Below are 20034 nucleotides of genomic sequence, written 5' to 3'. Positions count from 1 at the left end.
GTTATGCAACGCATTTGTTTATTCATAGGGGCATTGGCGATATTAGGGATAACAGGCTGCAAAAAATTCCTGGACACCAAGCCTAAGGATTTCCTCACGCCCACCGCTTATTACAACACCGAGGAGCAGCTGAACAACGGGCTCACCGCCACGTACGACATCCTCGCCGCTTCCGAGCTCTATTCCAACAATTTCACCAGCAGGATGGGCACCGAAGCGGACCTCGGCTTTTACGCCCGCAGCACCTTCAACGGCCCGCAGGTATATACGCATACCTCGTCGGACAACCTGGTGACCGGCACCTGGCAGAAGCTCTACACCGGCATCAGCAGGGCCAACGTGGTGCTGGCGAATATCAACCGGCCTAAAATGAGCGATTCAGCCCGCGCAAGGATCCGTGGCGAGGCGCTGTTCCTGCGCGCTTATTATTATTTCCTGCTCGTGAGCAACTGGGGCGATGTGCCTGTGGTGCTGGAGCCCGTTTCGTCCGCCACCGGCAACGATGTGGCCAGAACGCCCGCCAGGGAAGTGTATGAGATGATCGTGAAGGATATGAAAGAAGCTGAAGGGCTGGTGAATACCATCACCGCAGCCGGCTTCTCAGGCCGTGTAACACAGTCGGCCATCCAGGGCATACTGGCAAGGGTGTATCTCTACTGGGCGGGATATCCCATCAAAGACGAAACCAAATACGCCGATGCGCGCGAGTGGGCGCTGAAGGTGATGGGATCGGGCCTGCATGAGCTGGATACATCTTATTCGCAGATATTTATCAATTACGCGCAGGACAAATACAATATCAAAGAAAGCATCTGGGAAGTAGAGTTTTGGGGCAACCGCCTCGGCAACGCCTACGTGGAAACCGGCTGGATCGGCTATACCGTGGGTATTGCTACTACAGACACGGAAATAGGTTTCAGCTACGGGTTCATTAATGCCACCGCCAGGCTGTACCGCCTGTACCCGGAAGGCGATGTGCGCCGCGACTGGTGTATTGCGCCTTTTAAGTATTCCGGCAAGAACAAGGTGGCTCATGCCCCCAACCAGCTGTATCACCGCAACGCGGGCAAATGGCGCAGGGAATATGAAACGCTCAATCCTAAAGCGCCCAGCACCACGCCGCAGAACTTTCCCATCCTCCGTTATTCCGATGTGCTGCTGATGTTCGCGGAAGCGGAGAACCACATCAGCGGGCCTACTCCCGAAGCCTATAATGCCATCAATGCTGTGCGCAAAAGAGCGAAGACGGCGGAGCTGGAGAACCTGGGCGGCAAAGCGGAATTTTTCGCTGAATTGCAGGACGAACGTTCGCGCGAATTGTGCTTCGAAGCGCTCCGCAAACCGGACCTGATACGCTGGGGCAAATTCCTGGAAACGATGGAGAACGCGGGCAACGAGATATCGTCTGAAGCCGGCACATACGCATACGCCACGATCGCTTTCTTCAACGTATCGGCCAAACACCTGCTGTTCCCGGTTCCCGCGCGCGAGCTGATGCTCAACAGGAAACTGACGCAGAACACCGGCTGGTAATTCATTCCCTTCAAACAATACCGCATGAAAAATATTCTCCGCATATTGCTGCCTGTACTGGTGTTGCAGGCATGCAGCAAAGAAATAGACACGGAAGCGCCCGCCCTGGAAGTGGTTGCAGAAAAAAGCACCATCAAAGCCGGCGATACAGCGAGTTTCCGCATCAGCAGCAACGCCAATGTGCTCAGCTTCTATTCCGGCGAAGTGCTGAAAGATTACGATTACCGCGCAGGCCGCACCGTAGAGCTGGACAGCATACGCCTTTCCTTCTCCACTTCGCTGAATTACGGCACGCAGAAAGACCAGTTCACCGTATTCCTCTCCACCGATTTTAACGGCGATTACACGGCGGAAGGCGTGAAAGCCGCTACCTGGGAGAATATCACTTCCCTCTTTAAACTCGCGCCGGGAAACAGCAACACCGCTATACCAGCCGGGGTGAAGAACCTGAGCGCATACGCCGTGAAAGGCAAGGCGCTGTATATCGGCTTCCGTTTTATCGTAAAACCGCAAACAGCTAATGGCAGCTCCAAACTATGGACGATGAGCGGGTTCTCGCTCACAGGGCACAGCATACTGGGCGCCCAGGTGCTGGCTGATCATAAGTCCGCCGGCTGGCGCGTGATCCAGCAGGGACTGCACGACCCCGGCAGGGGAGCGGTGATACAGGCCGCCCAGCTGGCCTTTTACGGCAACAACCTGGACTATAAAGAAGAACTGGTGGAAGACTGGGTAGTCACCAAAGCCATTGAAACCGGCGCAACCGACATGGGGCCGGACTGGAGCACCGGCATCAAAACGCTGCCGGAGCCGCCGCTGGCAAGCTACCAGCACATTTACGAAAAGCCCGGGAAATACCTTGCTACATTTATCGCCAATAACGTGAACAGGCACCAGGAGAAAAAAACGATCCGCCAGGTGGAGATCACGGTTACGCCTTAAAACATATACCGCTATTGATTTTAACCGGAAACACCGCAGATAAACAACCAATATGCAAAGACGAGAAATGCTGGGCGCGCTGGGGCTGACGCTGGCTGCGGGATTTCCCGCATCCGCCGCTCCTGCGGCCAAAAGCAGGGCAGGCCATGTGCTCTACCCGGATGTTGCAAGCATGCAGCAGGACAAGAAACCAGGCGAAGGCACACTGGCTCAAACCGCAGGATATTTTACACCGGGCGACGGCGGCGCGGCCACCTACCGTTATACTAACGCCGGCGGCTACTCGCTGTTGCCGGATACATTCGTGAACTATAAAATGTTCGGCGCTGTAAGCGACGGTAAAAATGACGATGGTGTGCAGATCAAAGCCGCGCACGAATTCGCCAACCTGCACAATGTCCCTGTCATCAACCACGGCGGCGAATTCTGGATCAAACAGACCACGGGCATTCCCGTGCTCACGAATGTGCATTGGGGCCAGACGGTGTTTCATATCGACGAGCAATACAACGCCCGCAGCAGCGCCCGTTTCGAGGTTAAAAGCAAATTGCCGCCGCAGCAAATCGCGCTGGACGCCGCGGCCAAAGCCGATCTGCTGAAGCAGCTGAAACCCGGCGTGAAGCTGCTGCCCGTTATGGCGCCATATACCAACTGCCTCGTGTTCATTGCCGATGAAAAAGACCGCATCGGCCTGCGGGCGGGTGAAAAGTACACCGGTCAAAGCTGGGCGCGGGAAGATTTCTTTTACGTGGAAGAACATGGCCGCCTGACCGGCGACCTGGCCTGGTCTTTCAAAGATTACACCAGCCTGTATGCCGTGCCCTGCGAAGACAAGTACCTCGTGATAGAAGGCGGCACCTTTTATGTAACCGGCAACAGTCCGGGTAGAGTGAACGGCGCCAAATACGACGGCTACTGGCGCAGCGGCATCCACATCACCCGCAGCCGAACCATTATCCGGCAGCAATGGGTGGGGCTGGAACCGGGCGCAAAGGATGTGGCCATGAACCCGAGAGGCGGATTCTATTCCATGTCCAAAGTCTACGACGTTACCCTCCAGGACATCCGGCTGATACCCTGGGAGCAGGACAGGGAGGGCACGGACAGGGATGTGCCTGCCGGTACCTACGGCCTTTCCTGTAACCGCACGCTCAAAGCCCGCTTCATCCGCGTAACGGCCGAAGGCGGGCCGGTGCACTGGGGCGTGTTCGGCACCAATCTCAACAAACATTTTTACATAGACCAGTGCGCGCTGAACCGTGTGGACGTTCATTTTCATTGCTGGCACCTGCACATCAAAGATTCTTCCATCGGGTACCGCGGCATCACCGTTACCGGCGGCGGCGACCTGTTCGTGGAAAACACCACGGTATGGAGCCGCAATTTCCTCTCATTCCGCCGCGATTTCGGGGCTAAATGGGACGGCGCCATTTACATCCGCAACTGCCGGTATGTCCCGTCTGTGGTGGGAGAAACCGCCGTGCTGGAATTTAATCCTGCGGACTTCACCTACAATTATCCCATCGGTTTCGGCAGAACCATCAGGGTGGAAGGGCTGGTGATCGATTACAGCAGCGCGCCTGCTTCTAACCGGCCCTGCTGGCTGATGCGCATGCCTTCCTTCTCCAAAATGAAAAGCGGGGATCATATGTTCTTTCCGCAAGCAGTTTCCTTCAGAGATGTAGTGGTAGAAGGCCGTACACAGGGCGTGCGCCTGTTGCAGATCCCCACGCCGCATGATTACCGGCAACCCGCCGCCGGCGGTTTTGAAGGCGGGCAGCTCACGCCTAATGCCAGCCTGGTGTTCGACCAGGTGCAGCTGGAGCAGGCGGAAGGGCTTACCATCGGACCGGGCGCTTATACCGGTGCGCATGCGCTGTACCCCGAAGTGCGGATCGTGAACTGCCACCATTTTGCCGCTACCATCAGGGCGGCGGCGGACCTGCGCGTGGAACGCAGCGAGGTGAACGGCCTGCAGCTGGACATGCAGGGAAGCGTGGCCCTGGCGGACTGTAAGCTGAGGGCAGGGGAGCAGGGTATGAGCGTGAAGGCCGAAGGAGGGACAGCATTTACCAATTGTATCATATACGCGCCGCTGGCGAACGGCCGGCCGGCTCCTGAACTGACGGACCGCTACGGCTTTATACAGCTCAATAAAACGGTGAGGTTCAATCACCTGAACACCAGGCTGGGAGCGGACGTTGTGGAGTATTGCCGGAAGCAGGGGATGGTTTTGCTGCCGAAGTTCATCAGCATGCTGAAAGGCCACCACGAACTGGAAAAGGAAACAGTTTAACGGCCGGATTCTACCGGGCACGTTACCGTTCAGGCCTGTATTAGGGCTGAGAGGGAAAAAATAATCCTCTTTGCCTTTTGTTTTCTGATTTTAAATAGTATTTTCGGGTACGTACCCGAAACATTGAAACAAATAACAACCAAATAAGGAGAATATGGAAAAGTCCCGCAGAACATTCTTGAAAAACACCCTTAAGGGATCGGCCGCAGTAGCCATCGGGGGCATACTCCCGGGCTTCAGCGCCAAAAGTTACGCCAGCATCATCGGCGCCAACGAGCGCATCAAAGTTGGCATGATGGGCGTAAATGCCCGCGGGCTGGCGCTTGCAGGCAACTTTGCCAAACAGCCCAACTGCGAGGTGATCTCCGTTTCCGACGTGGATACCCGCGCTGCGCTCAAGTGCATCGCTAAAGTGACGGAGATACAGAAAACCAAACCAAAGGACGTTCCGGACTTCCGGAAAGCCCTCGAAAATAAAGACATGGACGCGCTGGTGATCGCCGCGCCGGACCACTGGCACGCACCGGCCGCCATCCTGGCAGCCAAAGCCGGCAAACACGTATACCTCGAAAAGCCCGCCAGTCATAATCCCGCCGAAGGCGAGCTGCTGGTAGCCGCGCAGAAGAAGTATAAAGTGACCATCCAGATGGGCAACCAGCGCCGTTCCTGGCCGAATGTGATCGCCGCCATCAACGAACTGAAAAGCGGCGCCATCGGCCGCGCCTATTTCGGCAAAGGCTGGTATACCAACAACCGCGAATCCATCGGTATCGGCAAGGAAGCGCCCGTGCCCGAATGGCTCAACTACGACCTGTGGCAGGGGCCCGCGCCGAGGATGGCCTACAAGGACAATATCCTCCACTACAACTGGCACTGGTTCTGGAACTGGGGCACCGGCGAAGCGCTGAACAACGGCACCCATATGGTGGACCTGCTGCGCTGGGGCATGGGCGTTGAATACCCGGTAAGGGTCTCTTCTTCCGGCGGCCGCTACCGCTACCAGGATGACTGGCAGACGCCGGACACGCAGGTGATCACCCTGGAATTCCCCAACAACACCAGCATGATCTGGGAAGGCCGCAGCTGCAACGGCAAGCCGGTGGAAGGAAGTTCCGTTGGCGTGGTGTTCTACGGCGAAAAAGGTTCCCTCACTATCGACGGCAATGCTTATACTATTTACGACCTGAAGAATAAAGTGGTGAAAGAAGTGAAGAACGATGTGAAAATAGACCCGCGCAACCTCACCAATCCCGCTGAAACACTGGATGCGCTGCATTTCCAGAACTTCTTCGCGGGCATCCGTCAGGGCGCGCCGCTGAATGCGGACATCCTCAGCGGCCACCAGAGCACACTGCTGTGCCAGCTGGGCAACATCGCGCTGCGCTCCGGCAACACCCTGCATATCGATCCCTCCAACGGGCATATCAGGAACGATGCCGCCGCGGAGAAATTCTGGGCACGCGAATACCAGCCGGGTTGGGCGCCTACCATCTAATCATCTAAAAAAGAACTGATGCAGAACAGACCAAAAACGGTGGAAGTAGGCGCCATGTCCAAAAGGGACGTACGCATATCCATTCTCATTATCGGGATGATGTTTTTTATTTTCGGGTTCGTTACCTGGGTGAACGCCATCCTGATACCCTATTTCAAAATTGCCTGCGAGCTAACCAGCAGCCAGTCGTACCTGGTGGCTTTTGCCTTCTATATTTCATACCTGCTCATATCCGTGCCTTCGTCGTACCTGCTGAAGCGCACCGGCTTCAAAAAAGGGATGATGGTCGGTTTTTGGGTGATGGCCGCCGGCGCGTTCATATTTGTGCCCGCCGCGCTTACCCGCACCTACAGCCTGTTCCTGATGGGGCTTTTCAGCATCGGGGCGGGGCTGGCCGTGCTGCAAACCGCCGCCAACCCGTACATCACCATCCTGGGTCCGAAAGAAAGCGCCGCGCAGCGTATCAGCATCATGGGCATCTGCAACAAAGGCGCCGGGATCATTGCCCCGCTCATATTTGCGGCGGTAGTGCTCCGCGCCACAGACAGCGACCTGATCAAACAGCTGCCGGCCATGGATGCCATTACAAAAGGCGCTGCGCTCGATGAATTCATCCGCCGCGTGATCGTACCTTATTCCGTGGTGGGCGTGGTATTGTTCCTGCTCGGCCTGCTGGTGCGTTTTTCACCGCTCCCCGAGATCAATACCGAAAGCGAAAGCACCACGCTGGCAGCGGCGAATGCGGGAAAGAAGAGCATCTTCGAATTCCCGCACCTCATCCTCGGCGCGCTGGCCATTTTCCTGCACGTAGGCACGCAGGTGGTGGCGATCGACACGATCATTCCCTATGCGCAAACGATGAACATCTCGCTGCTGGAAGCAAAAACATTTCCTTCTTACACCCTCGCGGCCACCATCATCGGCTATTGCACAGGGATCACGCTCATCCCGAAATACATCAGCCAGGTGAACGCTTTGCGCATCTGTACTGTGCTGGGGTCTTTGTTTACCCTGGGCATCATTTTCATGAAAGGGCAGGTGACCTTGCTGGGCCATACGGCTGATATCAGCATCTGGTTCGTTGTATTGCTGGGGCTTGCCAACTCACTGGTGTGGGCGGGCATCTGGCCGCTGGCCCTGGAAGGGCTGGGCCGCTTCACCAAGCTGGGCGCCTCCGTGATGATCATGGGCCTTTGCGGCAACGCAATATTGCCGCTGGTTTATGGGCATTTCGCGGATGTATCCGGCGAACGCCTGGCTTACTGGGTGCTGTTCCCCTGTTATCTCTACCTGATCTTTTACGCTTTTTACGGCCACCTCATCAGGAAGTGGGCCATCAACTTTTCATCTTCACCCGGTATCCAATTAAAAAAGGAAGTGCAGCATTATGGAATTTCGCAAGATAAAGATATTTAACGGCAGGATCATTACCCCTTACCGGATCATTCCCGGTGGTACCGTGCTGATCGAAGGGAACCGGATACTCGCCGTATCGGAGGATGACATTCCCGTGCAGGACGCACTTGAGATAGACGCCCGCGGGCAGTACATTTCACCGGGCTTTATTGACATTCATGTACACGGCGGCGGCGACAGCGATTTTATGGACGGCGATGTGGCATCTTTCCTCACCGTTGCCGAAACGCATATGCGGTACGGTACCACATCCATGGTGCCTACTACGCTCAGCAGCGATACCGCCAGCCTGCTGAACGCAGTGGAATTGTACGAACAGGCGCACCTGCGCAATACCAAAGGCGCCGCCTTCCTGGGCATTCACCTCGAAGGCCCGTATTTCGCCATGAACCAGCGCGGCGCGCAGGACCCGCGCTACATCCGTAACCCGGACCCGGACGAATACAAGGCCGTGCTCGCCGCTACCAATTCGGTGGTGCGCTGGAGCGCCGCGCCTGAACTGCCCGGCTCGCTTGAGTTTGGCCGTTACCTGCAAAGCCGCAGGATACTCCCGGCCGTTGCCCATACCGACGCCATTTACGAAGAAATGCTGGAAGCGTTCGAGTGCGGGTACACGCACGCCACGCACCTGTACTCCGCCATGTCTGGTGTAACACGGCGCAATGCCTTCCGTTATGCGGGCGCGGTGGAAAGCGCTTTCCTCATGGATGAAATGACCGTGGAGATCATCGCGGACGGCATTCACCTGCCGCCCCCGCTGCTGAAATTGGTGTACAAGATCAAAGGGGCGGACAAGACCGCGCTCATTACAGACGCCATGCGCGCGGCGGGCATGCCCGAAGGGGAAAGCATTCTCGGCGCGAAGAACAACGGTTTGAAAGTGATCGTGGAAGATAATGTGGCCAAGCTGCCCGACCGCAGCTCGTTTGCGGGCAGCGTGGCTACCACAGACCAGCTGGTGCGCAACATGGTGAAGCTGGCGGATGTGCCGCTGGCGGATGCCGTACGTATGATGACCAGCACGCCCGCCGCCATCATGAAAGTGGCGGACCGTAAAGGCGCCCTGATGGCCGGCCGCGATGCGGATGTGCTGATATTCGATGAGGATATCCGCATCCATACCGTGATCTGCGGCGGCAGGATCATGCACCAGGCCAAACATGCCCTGGACCTCGCTGTTTTATAAATCGATTTTGCTTCATAACGCAGGCGGCTGCACGCAACAGCGCCCGACACCATCATAAGACATAACGATATGGAAATAAAAGACCAGTTAAAGATACACCGCTTCGATACAAGGAAACAAATGGGCGCCGCTGCTGCCGCTATGGTGGCGGATAAGATCAGGGAACTGCTCAGCGTGCAGGAACACCTCAATATTATTTTTGCCGCCGCGCCTTCACAACAGGAATTCCTTGAAACGCTTGCCCAGGATGCAACAATTCCCTGGAACCGCATCAATGCCTTTCATATGGACGAATATGCCGGCCTGCATCCTGACGCGCCGCAGGGCTTCGGCAATTTCCTGAAAGCGCGGCTCTTCGGCAAAGTACCGTTCAGGGCTGTGCATTATATCAACGGCAATGCCGCCGACCTGGACCAGGAATGCGCCCGTTATGCCGCTTTGCTGGAAAAAGAAGGGGTGGACATCGTGAATATGGGCATCGGGGAAAACACGCATATCGCGTTCAACGACCCGCATGTGGCGGATTTTGAGGACCCCGCCACGGTGAAGGTGGTGGATCTGGACCAGGCCTGCCGCCAGCAGCAGGTGAACGACGGATGTTTCACTGCATTGGATGAAGTGCCCACGCATGCGTTGACCCTCACGGTGCCCGCGCTTTTCCGCGGGAGGTTTATTTATTGCATGGTGCCCGGGCCTACCAAGGCTGAGGCGATCTACCACACCATCAACGCGCCCATCGCGGCAGAGCATCCGTCTACCATCCTGCGCCGCCATTCCCGCGCGCACCTGTTCATTGATGCGGACAGCGGGGCGAAGCTTCAGAAAGAAAACTCATAACCTCAATACTTCTGCTACTAATACGTACTTCAATAGCGATTAAGTACAACATTAAGGCCGCTCCATTTTCATGAAGCGGCCCCGTTTTTATAAATAGCAGAGTAGGTCAGTTTTTATAGTACGCGAAGTTCTCCCGCGTAATGATATCGATCGGCATGAAGGAGACCTTTTCCACCGGCGCGGCCATCACCAGGTGCTGGTACAGCGCCATGATACCGCGGTAACCCTGTTCCTGCGGCTTCTGGCAGATCAGGAAATCGATCACGCTCCGTTGCAGGTAAGCGATGTTCTCCGGCAGGAAGTCGTAACCCACCAGCAGGGTGCCCTTTTTGCCCTTGCTCTCCAGGTAATGCGCTACGTTGGCCACGCGGGAGTTGGTCACGAAAATGGCCTTGATATTGGGCGTATTTTCCAGCGCTTCCGCCACTTTCTTTTCCACGGACCGGTCGTTGGTCTGACGGATGTCGATCTTCACGATCCTTTTTTCATTATCCTTAAAATAGGAGCGGAAGCCTTCTTCCTTGCGCAGCAGGTGGTGATGGTTCTCGATCTCATGCGATACGTTCACTACCAGTATCTTATCCCGCGGCTGTATGCAGTAATTGATCACATGCGCGCTGAGGTAACCGCTATGGAACAGGTCCGGCCCGATATAACAGAGGCTTTCGCGGTTGGGTATGTCTGAGTTGATAAAAACGTAGGGAATGTTCTTTTCCTTCAGTGCATCGGTGAACGCAATGGATTCCTCGATGAACGACGGCGCCAGCAGAATCCCGTCCACCTTCGATTTCAGTATCTGTTTGGTCTGTTTGGTAAAAGACGTTTTGCTGTTGAGGTCGAAGAAATACCGGTCTACCCTGATGCCCATCTGTTTAATTTCATCTTCCGCCTGCTGGATGCCCGCAAGGGGAGCGGCCCAGAAGGCAGTTTCCGCCGAAACGGAGGGGATGAGTATGGCGAAGTTGAGTACTTTCCTGGAGGCCAGCCTGCTGGCGATGATGTTGGGCTGGTAGTTCAGCTCCTGAATGATTTTCTCGATCCTGGTCCTGGTTTTGGCGCTTACGCCCGATCTGTTATGGATGACCCTGTCCACCGTCGCTATAGAGACCTTCGCCCTGCGCGCGATCTCCTTTACGCCGTTGGGCTGCTCGTTTTGATTCGCTTTCATAGCTGTTTTTACACGTGTACGTACCCGAAAGTAGTGAAAAACAAATAAACGGAAATTTTTATTTTGTAGCATGAAAAAGATCCTGATACTATTGCTGACATTAACGGCAACCACCCTCCACGCACAGGAAAACACGTTTACGAACCCGCTGCTGCCTTCCGGGGCGGACCCGTTTTCCTTCTACAAAGACGGCTTTTATTATTACACTCACACCACCGCCACGAGTATAGACCTCTGGAAAACGCGGAACCTGGCGGACCTGAAGGGCGCCGAACATACGACCATCTTCCGCCCGCCCGCCGGCACGCATTTTTCCAAGCACCTCTGGGCGCCGGAGATACATTTCCTGCAGGGTAAATGGTACGCCTATTTTGCGGCGGACAGCGGCAAGAACGAAGGCCACCGGATGTATGTGCTCGAAAATGCTTCGCCGGACCCTATGAGCGGCGAATGGACCTTCAAAGGCAGGGTGGCCGATCCTTCAGACAAATGGGCCATCGACGGGAACCTGTTTGAGTACAAAGGCCAGCTCTACATGATCTGGAGCGGCTGGGAAGGCGATAAAGACGCGAGGCAGGACATTTACATCGCGAAAATGAAGAACCCCTGGACCATAGAGGGCCACCGCGTAATGCTTTCAAAACCCGAGTATGAATGGGAAAAGAGCGGCCAGAAAGTGACCGTGAACGAAGGCCCGCAGGCACTGATGCATAAAGGCAAACTGATGATCGTATATTCCGCCAGCGGCTGCTGGACGGACCATTACGCCCTCGGCCTGCTGCGCTTCTCCGGCAAAGGCAGCCCCCTGGACAGTGCCGCCTGGGCCAAACATCCCGAACCCATTTTTAAAACCAATACCGCCAACAAGGTCTACGCACCCGGGCATAACTCCTTCTTCCAATCCCCCGATGGCAAGGAAGACTGGATACTCTATCACGCCAATTCCGCACCGGGACTCGGTTGCGGCGGCAAACGCTCACCGCGTATGCAGCGTTTCACCTGGACGAAAGACGGCATGCCTGTGTTCGGTGAACCTGTGGCGGAAGGCGTAGTGCTGGACAGGCCGGGAGCCGGGAAGAAATAAATGAAGTGATTACAAACAAGCCGGCAGGCCGATCTTATGCACTATCCGGCATAAAAAATAAGCGCCTTCAATATTGAAGGCGCTTATTTTATTCCAGAAGAGGATTAATTATAATTTCACCAGTATCTCCCCGATAGACTTCGCTACGAGCGCGTTCCCTTCTTTATTGAGGTGCACGCCATCGGTGGTAAGTATGCCTTTATCGGCATTCTGCGGGTTATTGGCCTTGTCGAAATCGGTGAACAGCTGGCGGAGATCGCAAAGGGGAAGGTTTGTTTCCCGGGCAATGGTGCGGATGCTGTTGGAAAAACGGTTCAGCTCGGCGTCCTGCTCATTGTCGCCGTCTTTCTTTTCGCCGATCACAGCGGGCGTGCAAAGGATCACTTTGGCGCCGTTGGCCTGTATTTTCTTAATGAGCGCGCGGTAGAAGCCGCCGAATTTGTCCAGGTCCGTGCCGGTATGCGATGTGGCTTTGTGCCATACATCGTTTACGCCGATGTAGATCACCACCACGTCCGGTTTCTTTTTCAGCACATCGTCTTCCATTCGCAGGTAAAGATCATATACCTTGTTGCCGCCGATGCCGGCGCCGATCAGCTCGTACTGGTCCGCATGCGATTCCTGCAAAAGCTTGCCCAGCTGGGTGATGTAGCCTTCGGCGCTTACGCCTGCCTGTGTAATGGAATCGCCGAAAAAGATCACCTTTTTCTTTTTGGGCAGGCCTGCGGAGATAAGCATTACCGCACTGAGTACGAGGAACATCGTTGAAAGTCTTTTCATGACGTGTAGCGTTTTAAAAAATTGACTGACAATATAAGGAAAAGATCAGGAGGATGCAATAAATACCCAATTGTGGGTATTCGCGGTGTGGAGGGCGGGGATTATCTTTAGAGATGGCCGATTCAGACTAACCAGCTTTTTCTCCAGGTTGTAATACAAGGAATGCCTTTCCCTTAAAAGGAGAGGCATTCCCGTTTTTGCGGCAGTTGGTATCTTATGCAATGCTCTTCAGCAATCCGCCTTCCGCCCTCAATGCCGCGCCGTTGGTGGCGGACGAAAGCGGGCTGGCGATATAGGTTACCATGTTGGCGATTTCGGACACATCCGCGAAACGCTGGAGGAGCGAGGAGGGGCGCATGGTTTTGAAGAAATCTTTTTCTGCTTCCTCCGGCGTAATGTTCTTGGAGCCGGCCACCTGTTTGATAAATTCCACGACGCCTTCGCTTTTGGTAGGGCCGGGCATCACGGTGTTCACGGTTACGCCTGTGTTTTTGGTAAGCTCCGCAAGTCCCCGGCTGATGGCCAGTTGCGCGGTTTTGGTCATGCCGTAGTGGATCATTTCTTCCGGGATCATGATGGATGATTCGCTGGAAATAAAAATGATCCGCCCCCAGTTCTTTTCCAGCATGCCGGGAAAGTAAGCGCGGGAGAGCCTTACGCCGCTCATCACGTTCACTTCAAAAAACCGGAGCCATTCTTCGTCGGTGATGGCCGTGAACTCTTTCGGTTCAAAGATGCCCGCGTTGTTCACCAATATATCCACGCCGGGCAACTGTCCGATCAGTTTTTGTACATCTTCGGCTTTGGAGAAGTCCGCCGCTATGCCGTTCACCGGCGCGCCGGGTACCTGCCCGTTGAGCTTTTCCACGGCTTCCGCCACGCGGGCTTCTGTTCTCCCGTTGATGGTAACGGTGGCGCCTTCCTGGAGCAGCTGTTTGGCAATGGCAAATCCGATACCCTGCGTGGAGCCGCTCACGAACGCTGTTTTTCCTTTCAATTTTAAATCCATGGTATGTTTGCTTTTATGATGCTTTAATATTCCCCGCTGGTACCGCCTCCGCCGCCGGTACCGCCGCCGAACTTAAATGAGTCGTCGGGCTGCGGGGTTTTATGGAATGTTTGTGCGATAATGACTGCTTCGGCGGCTTTGAGGCCGGTCATTTCTTCGCCTGTTTCATCGGCTTCGTAAGTGAAGCCTTTGCGCGGCTGCTTCAGGTAACCGATCACGGCCCAGGCTGCGGCGATCAATACAACGCCCGCCAGCACCATGGCCGTTTCTATCGGCATCAGGCTGTGATAATACCGGACGGTGAACACGATCACCGCCAGCAATATCAGCCCGGTGCGCAGGCGGATGCGGTCTTTGCGGCGGATGCCGAAATAGATGTACAAAGGCGGAACGGCAAAGGTATAGATCCAGAACAACCAGCCCATGGGCACCGGCCCGGTTTTGCCGAGCATGTCGGCGCCCACTTCCCGCACCACGAAATAATTGCCCGCGAGGTACAAAGTGATAAGCGATGCGGTGCTTAATACATCCAGGCAGCTTTCGTAATGCCTGAACGTATGCCTGCCCGAAAGCCGCGAAAATACAAGGTAGGCGCCCAGCGATACGGCCATGATGATAAACGGCATCAGGTCCGCCGCGAGGGCAGATAATTCAAATCCAAGAAAAAAGACAAATGCGATGCCGCTGATAAACGCCGTCAGCGCCATCAGCATATCCGCAAAACGGACGGTCATCCAGCCGGCAATGGCGCAGATGAAAGCACAGCCCAGCGAGGTTCCGGGGTCCAGCTCCGATATGAGGATGAAGCTGGTGAGCACCGAAGCGCCGGCAATCCAGATCAGCGCATCGTCTATCCCGGAGCGGTAATGGTTCTTCTCCTTTATCCACCACATTTCCAGCGCGGCATAAGCGCAAACGCCGAAAAATAAAAGCATGCCGCCGACGGTGGATTCGTTCAGGCCGTCCATTGCTACCAGCATCATAAGCCCCAGCAAACAAACGGCAATAACCGCCGTGAGCAGGAACAGCCCGACGCGGATGAAGAAATTAGGCGTGTATAATATTTCCGGGAAGGCTGTTTTGATGGCTGCCAGCTCGGTTTCCGTAATGTTGCCGCGCTTCAGTTCCGTTTCCGACTGATCGTTGATCATGGCATTATTCAGCCCGGTGGTGTTATACGCGATCATGGGCTTTCAGTTTTTTGTTTTCAACGATCAGGAACCGCACAACGGCTACCGCCGAGCCGATAAAGTAGAACAGCCCGAGATACAGCCCTCCAATTTCAAGGTTGCTTTGGAACAGGGCGCGCATCGCCAGGTAGCTGATGCCGATGTACAGGTACAGCACGGTGATCATCATAAAGTAAAACGACTTCCGCTGCCGGCTCTTCCAGTAACAGTACGCCGCGATGCCGCAGAGCGCCGCGAAAAAGAGCAGGTAGATATCCAGCAGGAACATGCCCGCCAGCGTAGCAATAAAAATGATATGCACGCCGAAGTTGTCGTAAGTGAAAGCAAAATGTTTCTTAAAGTCGAAACGCTCGCTGAGGTAACCCGCCGTGATGAGGATGACGCCCAGCAGCACGCCGGTATAGATCAGCCGGGAATCCGTGTTGAAATCATTGCCGGTGAGTATCTCGTACGGCGTAATGGCAACGCCCATCCAGGCGGCGAAGTTGGTAATGGCAAGACCGAGCACGCCCAGGTGATCGAAATAATATGCGCTGAAAAACAATACCAGCATGGGTATGAAAGTAGCCGAGCCGTACCTGGTACCGAATACATTGTACTGCGCCTGCAGGTAAGTGATGAACGTGATGAACAGCAGGCAGCCCAGCAGTACGATATAGTCCCAGCCTACGTTTGGCGCCAGTACTTTATGGCGGCTGAAGGGCCGTTTCTTTTTATACGCATACACGAAACAAAGCCCGCAGGTGAGCCCGATACAAAGCAGGATCACCTGGTGGCCGATGGTGTCGATGTTTTTGTACACGAGTATGCCCATGCCGCCGCTCAGCAGCAGCACGCCGAGGTACAGCAGCGTGTTCACGTCCCAGTGAACGGAAAAGAGACGGGGCTGCAGCAGCTTTTCCCGGCTCTCCGGGCCAATGAGGCCCTGCCCGGAAAGTTTTTTGATCAGTTCAGGATTCATAGGCTTGGGGTGTTTTAATATTCAAGCGTGCCGAAAACGCCGTTCTTGTAGTCTTCTATCGCCTGGTCCACTTCTTCGGGCGTGTTCATCACGAAATTATCTTTAGCGGCCACGGGTTCGTCTATCGGTTCGGCGGAGAGGAACAGGATGCCTGCGTCCTCGTTTGCCGTAATGCTGATCCCGCTTTCTTCTTTTTCGAATACACAGAGCTGGTGCATGGACGCGTCTGTGCCGTTTACCGTTACGCTGCCGCGGAAGATGTACAGCAAGGCCTGGTAGCCGGGCACTGCTTCTATCTGCACTTCCTTGCCTTTGGCGATGGTGCCGATGATAGCGGTAATGGGAGTGAAGCTTTTCATGGGGCTGCTTTTCCCTTCGTAGCTGCCGCTGGCCAGCTTCAGTTTCACGCCTTCCTGCTCCAGCACAAAAGGCAGCTGCTCTGCAGGGGCGTTCTGGTAATAGGGTTCATCCCATTTATGGGCTTTGGGCACATTCACCCATATCTGGATCATTTCCTGTACGCCGCCCCTGGCAAGGAATTCCTTCGTGGGGCCTTCGCTGTGGAGCAGGCCTTTGCCCGCAAACATCCACTGGATGCCGCCGCTGGAAATAATGCCCTGGTTGCCGGCATTGTCCATATGATAACCTTCCCCTTCGATCATGAACGAAACGGGCGAGAAGCCGCGGTGGGGGTGGGGATGGATGCGCATTTCGGAACCGGCGGGAATGGTCTCGGGGCCCATGTGATGTATAACGATAAACGGATTGGCAAATCTGAAATCCTTATGAGGCAAGGGTTGTATCACGGTTTCCTCGGGGGTGATCTGTTTGGCACGGCCGGTGAGCACATGTGCGATCGTCTTATTCATACCTGTTTATTTTTCAGTGAGTTAACAAATTTAATCTATTGCCCCTCCATAAAAAAAATAAAATATCTTTAAGGACGTGACATAATTGCGGTATGAAACTGGATGTTTTTTCATTATTGGTATTGCTGGGTGCGCTACAGGCTTTATTCTTCGGTATTTACCTGTTGTTTGCAAAGTCTGAGAACAGGTTTCAGAACAGGATGCTTGCCTTCTTCATCCTTATTCTCAGCTATAACGGATTTGAGACCCTGAACTGGAGCTCCGAGCTGGGGAAATACCTTTTTATATTCGAGCTTTTCCCTTTCGTGCTGATATTCGGCATCGGCCCCTGCCTTTATTTATATGTGCGCTCTTTCAGGAAGGAGCCGCCGGTGAAGAAACCCTGGCGGTATTTCCTTATAATGCTCATCCCTTTCACCAACCGCTTGTTGCTGGTGGCCGGTTATTTTATCTGGAAATTCACGCCCAACCATTTTGTTCTTTTCCCGCCCCGCTGGCTGGACGCTAATTACGGTGCAATAGCCGAGCCCGCCAGCATACTGCATTCCTGCATATACTACATATTCGCGCTGCTTGAATTCCGCCGGCAGCGGAAAGAAAACCTGCTGATACCGGAGGAGTTCCGCTGGCTGAGGATGCTGATCGGCGTAATGGCTTTTTTTAACGCGCTGTGGCTGGGTACTATTCTGTATTCCCGCTTTTTTAATGTTTGGGGCGGCGAGCAGTATTATGTGATCGAAACTTTCCTTGTCGTCTTCATTTACTGGATCGGTTTTATGGGCTACCACCGCACGAAGATCATTTACGTGGCGCAGCAGAAAAAAACGCAGTCTTATTTCGAGAACCTGCCCGAAGGCGAAGTGGACCGGTGTGTAGCTGCCCTTCAAAAAGCCATGGCGGAAGAACGGCTTTATCTTCAGCCGGATATCTCGATCCAGTCCGCGGCCGAACATATCGGCGCCAGCGCCAAGACCCTGTCCGCTGTGCTCAACCAGCGCGTCGGGAAGGGTTTTAACGAGTATGTGAACGGCTGGAGGGTGGAAGCCGTGAAACAGATGATGCTCGATCCGGCCAATGCACACCTCACGATCACCGGCATGGCCTACGAATGCGGCTTCAATTCCCAGCCCACTTTCCAGCGCGCTTTTAAGGCGGCTACCGGGCAGACGCCGAGGGAGTTCATGCAGGCAAGTTCCATGCAAAAACAGCCATGACGCTACTCAAATCCGGATTTGAATAGGCTCTTGCGGCGCCTTTTTGTTGGTTGCAGGCTAAAGCAAACCAACGACCATGTTATTCAGAATCACCGCCATTTTATTTTTCCTGGGCGCTTTTTTGCAGGCCCGTTCCCAAACCACCGCTAATTTCGAAGGCATCTACCAGTTCAATCTGGACGTAACGCGGCTGTTGATGATCAGATCAGACAGCGGGAAGCTCTGGCTGCACCAGGGTGTTTCCAACCGCACGCCCATCATCCCGCTCTCCGGCAACAAATTCGAAGTGGCCAACCTGAAACCCGTCGTGACCCTGGATTTCCAGGTAGACGGGCAGGGCCGTACCACCGGGATGCTGGTGGAACAGGGCGGGGGGAAGGTGCAATGTTTCAAGCTCCGCGAAACGCTGGATATGCCCAATGCCGGCCGGCTGTCTAACCGGAAAAACGGTTTTACCCGGGCAGACACCCTCAGGGGGATGCTCAGCCCCCTCAGGACCTGCTATGACGTAAGCTTTTACCACCTTACCGTAGACGTAAACCCGGAAAAGCGCCTGCTCAGCGGCAGCACCATCATTCGTTTCAACACCGTTTCCCCTTTCAGCCGGTTGCAAATTGACCTTTACGCTGAAATGGCCATAGACAGCATTATTTACAAAGGCCGCCCGCTGCCTTACACACGCGAGTTCAACGCCGTGTTCGTCGATTTCCCCGGAACCTTCAAAAAAGGAGAAAAAGGCGCCTTTGAAGTGTTTTACCACGGCCACCCGCAGGAGCCCGACCTGAATGCGCCCATGCATGGCGGTTTTCTCTGGCGGCTGGACGATAACCGCAAGCCCTTCATCCAGGTAGCCTGCCAGGGCTCGGGGGCAAGCCTGTGGTGGCCGAACAAAGACCATCTCTCGGACGAGCCGGACAGCATGCGCATGACCGTTACCGTGCCGGAGGGGCTGCAGAACATTTCCAACGGAAGGCTCCAGCGGCAGCTAACCTTGCCGGATAAACGAAACCTGACCGAGTGGCTCGTAACCTATCCCATCAACAACTACAACGTAACCGTCAACATCGGCGATTACCGGCATATAGCCGATACCCTCGGCAGCCTCACGCTCGATTATTATTACCTGCCCCATCACCGCGATTCAGCCATGAAGCTGTTTAAAGAAGTAAAGCCCATGCTGCGTTTCATGCAGGAGCATTTCGGGCCGTACCCGTTCCTGCGCGATGGTTTCAGGCTGATAGAGACCCCGCACCCGATGGAGCACCAGAGCATCGTGGCCATGGGCGGTCTGGGCGGCGGGCACGAAAGCCTGCGGCGGCTCATGTGGCACGAAACCGCGCATGAATGGTGGGGGAATAATGTTAGCATAAAAGACGTGGCGGACTTCTGGCTGCACGAAGGTTTCGCCAGGTACACCGAAATGCTGGGCGTGCGCCTTTACAAGGGTGAACCCGAAGCGCTCCGGCAGCTGGCGAATGACAAGCCCGCCAATAAAGAGCCCGTCATCGGTGTGCGCGATGTGAACCATATCCATTACGGCCTCTGGGATGTTTATGGCAAAGGCTGCCGTATAGTGCAGATGGTGCGCGCCATCATGAACGACGACGAGCGGTTTTTTGATCTGCTGCGCGGTATCCAGCAGGATTTCCGCCTGCAGACCGTTACCACCGGCAATATTACCGGTTACATCATCCGGCGCACGGGGCTCGATCTTCAGCCTTTCTTCGACCAGTACCTGCTGGACACACGGATACCCGAATTGCAGCTGGATTACAGGCAGGAGGGAGCCGACCTGGTGCTCCGTTACAAATGGGCCAACACGATCGACAATTTCAGGATGCCGGTGCGGGCGGATATTCCCGGCCAGCGGCCGCTTTTCCTGGAAGCGACTAACAGCTGGAAAACGATCCGGCTGAAAAACACCGTTGAAAAAGATCTTCTTTTGGATACGGCTCACTTCTATATCACCGTGAAGAAAACGGAAGGATAAAGCTGTATCACTTTTGTGCCTCTCTGGCCGGAAAAATAAATTCCCAGGATCAAAAGTGATATTG

16 protein-coding genes are annotated in these 20034 nt (G+C 54.8%); 10 read left to right on the top strand and 6 right to left on the bottom strand.

The annotated features are described in order from the left end of the window. The first annotated feature begins 3 nt into the window (after window positions 1-3). From ACTJIK_RS24595 to ACTJIK_RS24565, 7 genes are all read left to right on the top strand, one after another. Window positions 4-1533 carry a RagB/SusD family nutrient uptake outer membrane protein gene (locus ACTJIK_RS24595; protein ID WP_440650204.1) on the top strand — a complete coding sequence of 510 codons (1530 nt, stop codon included), beginning with the start codon at window positions 4-6 and terminating at the stop codon, window positions 1531-1533. A gap of 24 nt (window positions 1534-1557) precedes the next feature. Further along, window positions 1558-2475, top strand: coding sequence for a DUF5017 domain-containing protein (locus tag ACTJIK_RS24590; RefSeq protein WP_440650203.1), 918 nt, complete (start codon window positions 1558-1560; stop codon window positions 2473-2475). 52 nt (window positions 2476-2527) lie between these two features. Then, a complete protein-coding gene (locus tag ACTJIK_RS24585; protein WP_440650202.1) occupies window positions 2528-4771 on the top strand; it encodes a hypothetical protein in 2244 nt (747 codons plus the stop codon). Window positions 4772-4949: 178 nt separating this feature from the next. After that, window positions 4950-6266, top strand: coding sequence for a Gfo/Idh/MocA family protein (locus ACTJIK_RS24580; protein ID WP_440650201.1), 1317 nt, complete (start codon window positions 4950-4952; stop codon window positions 6264-6266). Window positions 6267-6284: 18 nt separating this feature from the next. Further along, window positions 6285-7682: a sugar MFS transporter gene (locus ACTJIK_RS24575; protein ID WP_440650200.1), complete on the top strand. Its 1398-nt coding sequence runs from the start codon at window positions 6285-6287 to the stop codon at window positions 7680-7682. Then, window positions 7654-8868, top strand: coding sequence for an N-acetylglucosamine-6-phosphate deacetylase (gene nagA, locus ACTJIK_RS24570; protein WP_440650199.1), 1215 nt, complete (start codon window positions 7654-7656; stop codon window positions 8866-8868). Before ACTJIK_RS24575 ends, nagA begins: the two co-directional genes overlap by 29 nt. Window positions 8869-8937: 69 nt before the next feature. Further along, window positions 8938-9705 carry a glucosamine-6-phosphate deaminase gene (locus ACTJIK_RS24565; RefSeq protein WP_440650198.1) on the top strand — a complete coding sequence of 256 codons (768 nt, stop codon included), beginning with the start codon at window positions 8938-8940 and terminating at the stop codon, window positions 9703-9705. A gap of 106 nt (window positions 9706-9811) precedes the next feature. On the opposite strand, the gene ACTJIK_RS24560 is transcribed toward ACTJIK_RS24565, so the two are convergent. Next, entirely contained in the window at window positions 9812-10873 is a 1062-nt protein-coding gene (locus ACTJIK_RS24560; RefSeq protein ID WP_440650197.1) for a LacI family DNA-binding transcriptional regulator, read from the bottom strand. A gap of 70 nt (window positions 10874-10943) precedes the next feature. Here ACTJIK_RS24560 and ACTJIK_RS24555 point away from each other — a divergent pair, with 70 nt between their 5' ends. After that, complete coding sequence (locus ACTJIK_RS24555; protein WP_440650196.1) at window positions 10944-11957, top strand: glycoside hydrolase family 43 protein; 1014 nt, start codon at window positions 10944-10946, stop codon at window positions 11955-11957. A gap of 108 nt (window positions 11958-12065) precedes the next feature. On the opposite strand, the gene ACTJIK_RS24550 is transcribed toward ACTJIK_RS24555, so the two are convergent. From ACTJIK_RS24550 to ACTJIK_RS24530, 5 genes are all read right to left on the bottom strand, one after another. Further along, complete coding sequence (locus tag ACTJIK_RS24550) at window positions 12066-12737, bottom strand: SGNH/GDSL hydrolase family protein (protein ID WP_440650195.1); 672 nt, start codon at window positions 12735-12737, stop codon at window positions 12066-12068. A gap of 214 nt (window positions 12738-12951) precedes the next feature. Beyond that, window positions 12952-13746 (bottom strand): SDR family NAD(P)-dependent oxidoreductase, encoded by a 795-nt coding sequence (locus tag ACTJIK_RS24545; RefSeq protein WP_440650194.1) that lies wholly within the window; start codon window positions 13744-13746, stop codon window positions 12952-12954. A gap of 23 nt (window positions 13747-13769) precedes the next feature. After that, window positions 13770-14933 carry a hypothetical protein gene (locus ACTJIK_RS24540; protein WP_440650193.1) on the bottom strand — a complete coding sequence of 388 codons (1164 nt, stop codon included), beginning with the start codon at window positions 14931-14933 and terminating at the stop codon, window positions 13770-13772. Continuing rightward, window positions 14920-15897, bottom strand: coding sequence for a DUF2157 domain-containing protein (locus ACTJIK_RS24535; RefSeq protein WP_440650192.1), 978 nt, complete (start codon window positions 15895-15897; stop codon window positions 14920-14922). Before ACTJIK_RS24535 ends, ACTJIK_RS24540 begins: the two co-directional genes overlap by 14 nt. Before the next feature lie 14 nt (window positions 15898-15911). After that, window positions 15912-16766 (bottom strand): pirin family protein, encoded by an 855-nt coding sequence (locus ACTJIK_RS24530; RefSeq protein WP_440650191.1) that lies wholly within the window; start codon window positions 16764-16766, stop codon window positions 15912-15914. Between the two features lie 92 nt (window positions 16767-16858). Here ACTJIK_RS24530 and ACTJIK_RS24525 point away from each other — a divergent pair, with 92 nt between their 5' ends. Next, the gene (locus ACTJIK_RS24525; protein ID WP_440650190.1) at window positions 16859-17980 is read left to right on the top strand and encodes a helix-turn-helix transcriptional regulator; all 1122 of its coding nucleotides are present in this window, start codon (window positions 16859-16861) and stop codon (window positions 17978-17980) included. Between the two features lie 76 nt (window positions 17981-18056). Beyond that, complete coding sequence (locus ACTJIK_RS24520) at window positions 18057-19970, top strand: M1 family metallopeptidase (protein WP_440650189.1); 1914 nt, start codon at window positions 18057-18059, stop codon at window positions 19968-19970. The last annotated feature ends 64 nt before the right edge of the window (window positions 19971-20034 follow it).

Origin of the sequence: Chitinophaga sp. 22620 (assembly GCF_052044405.1) — a bacterium.
Taxonomy (GTDB): Bacteria; Bacteroidota; Bacteroidia; order Chitinophagales; family Chitinophagaceae; genus Chitinophaga.
The sequence above is the reverse complement of the archived record's forward strand: the minus strand, read 5'-3'. Positions and strand labels throughout refer to the sequence as shown.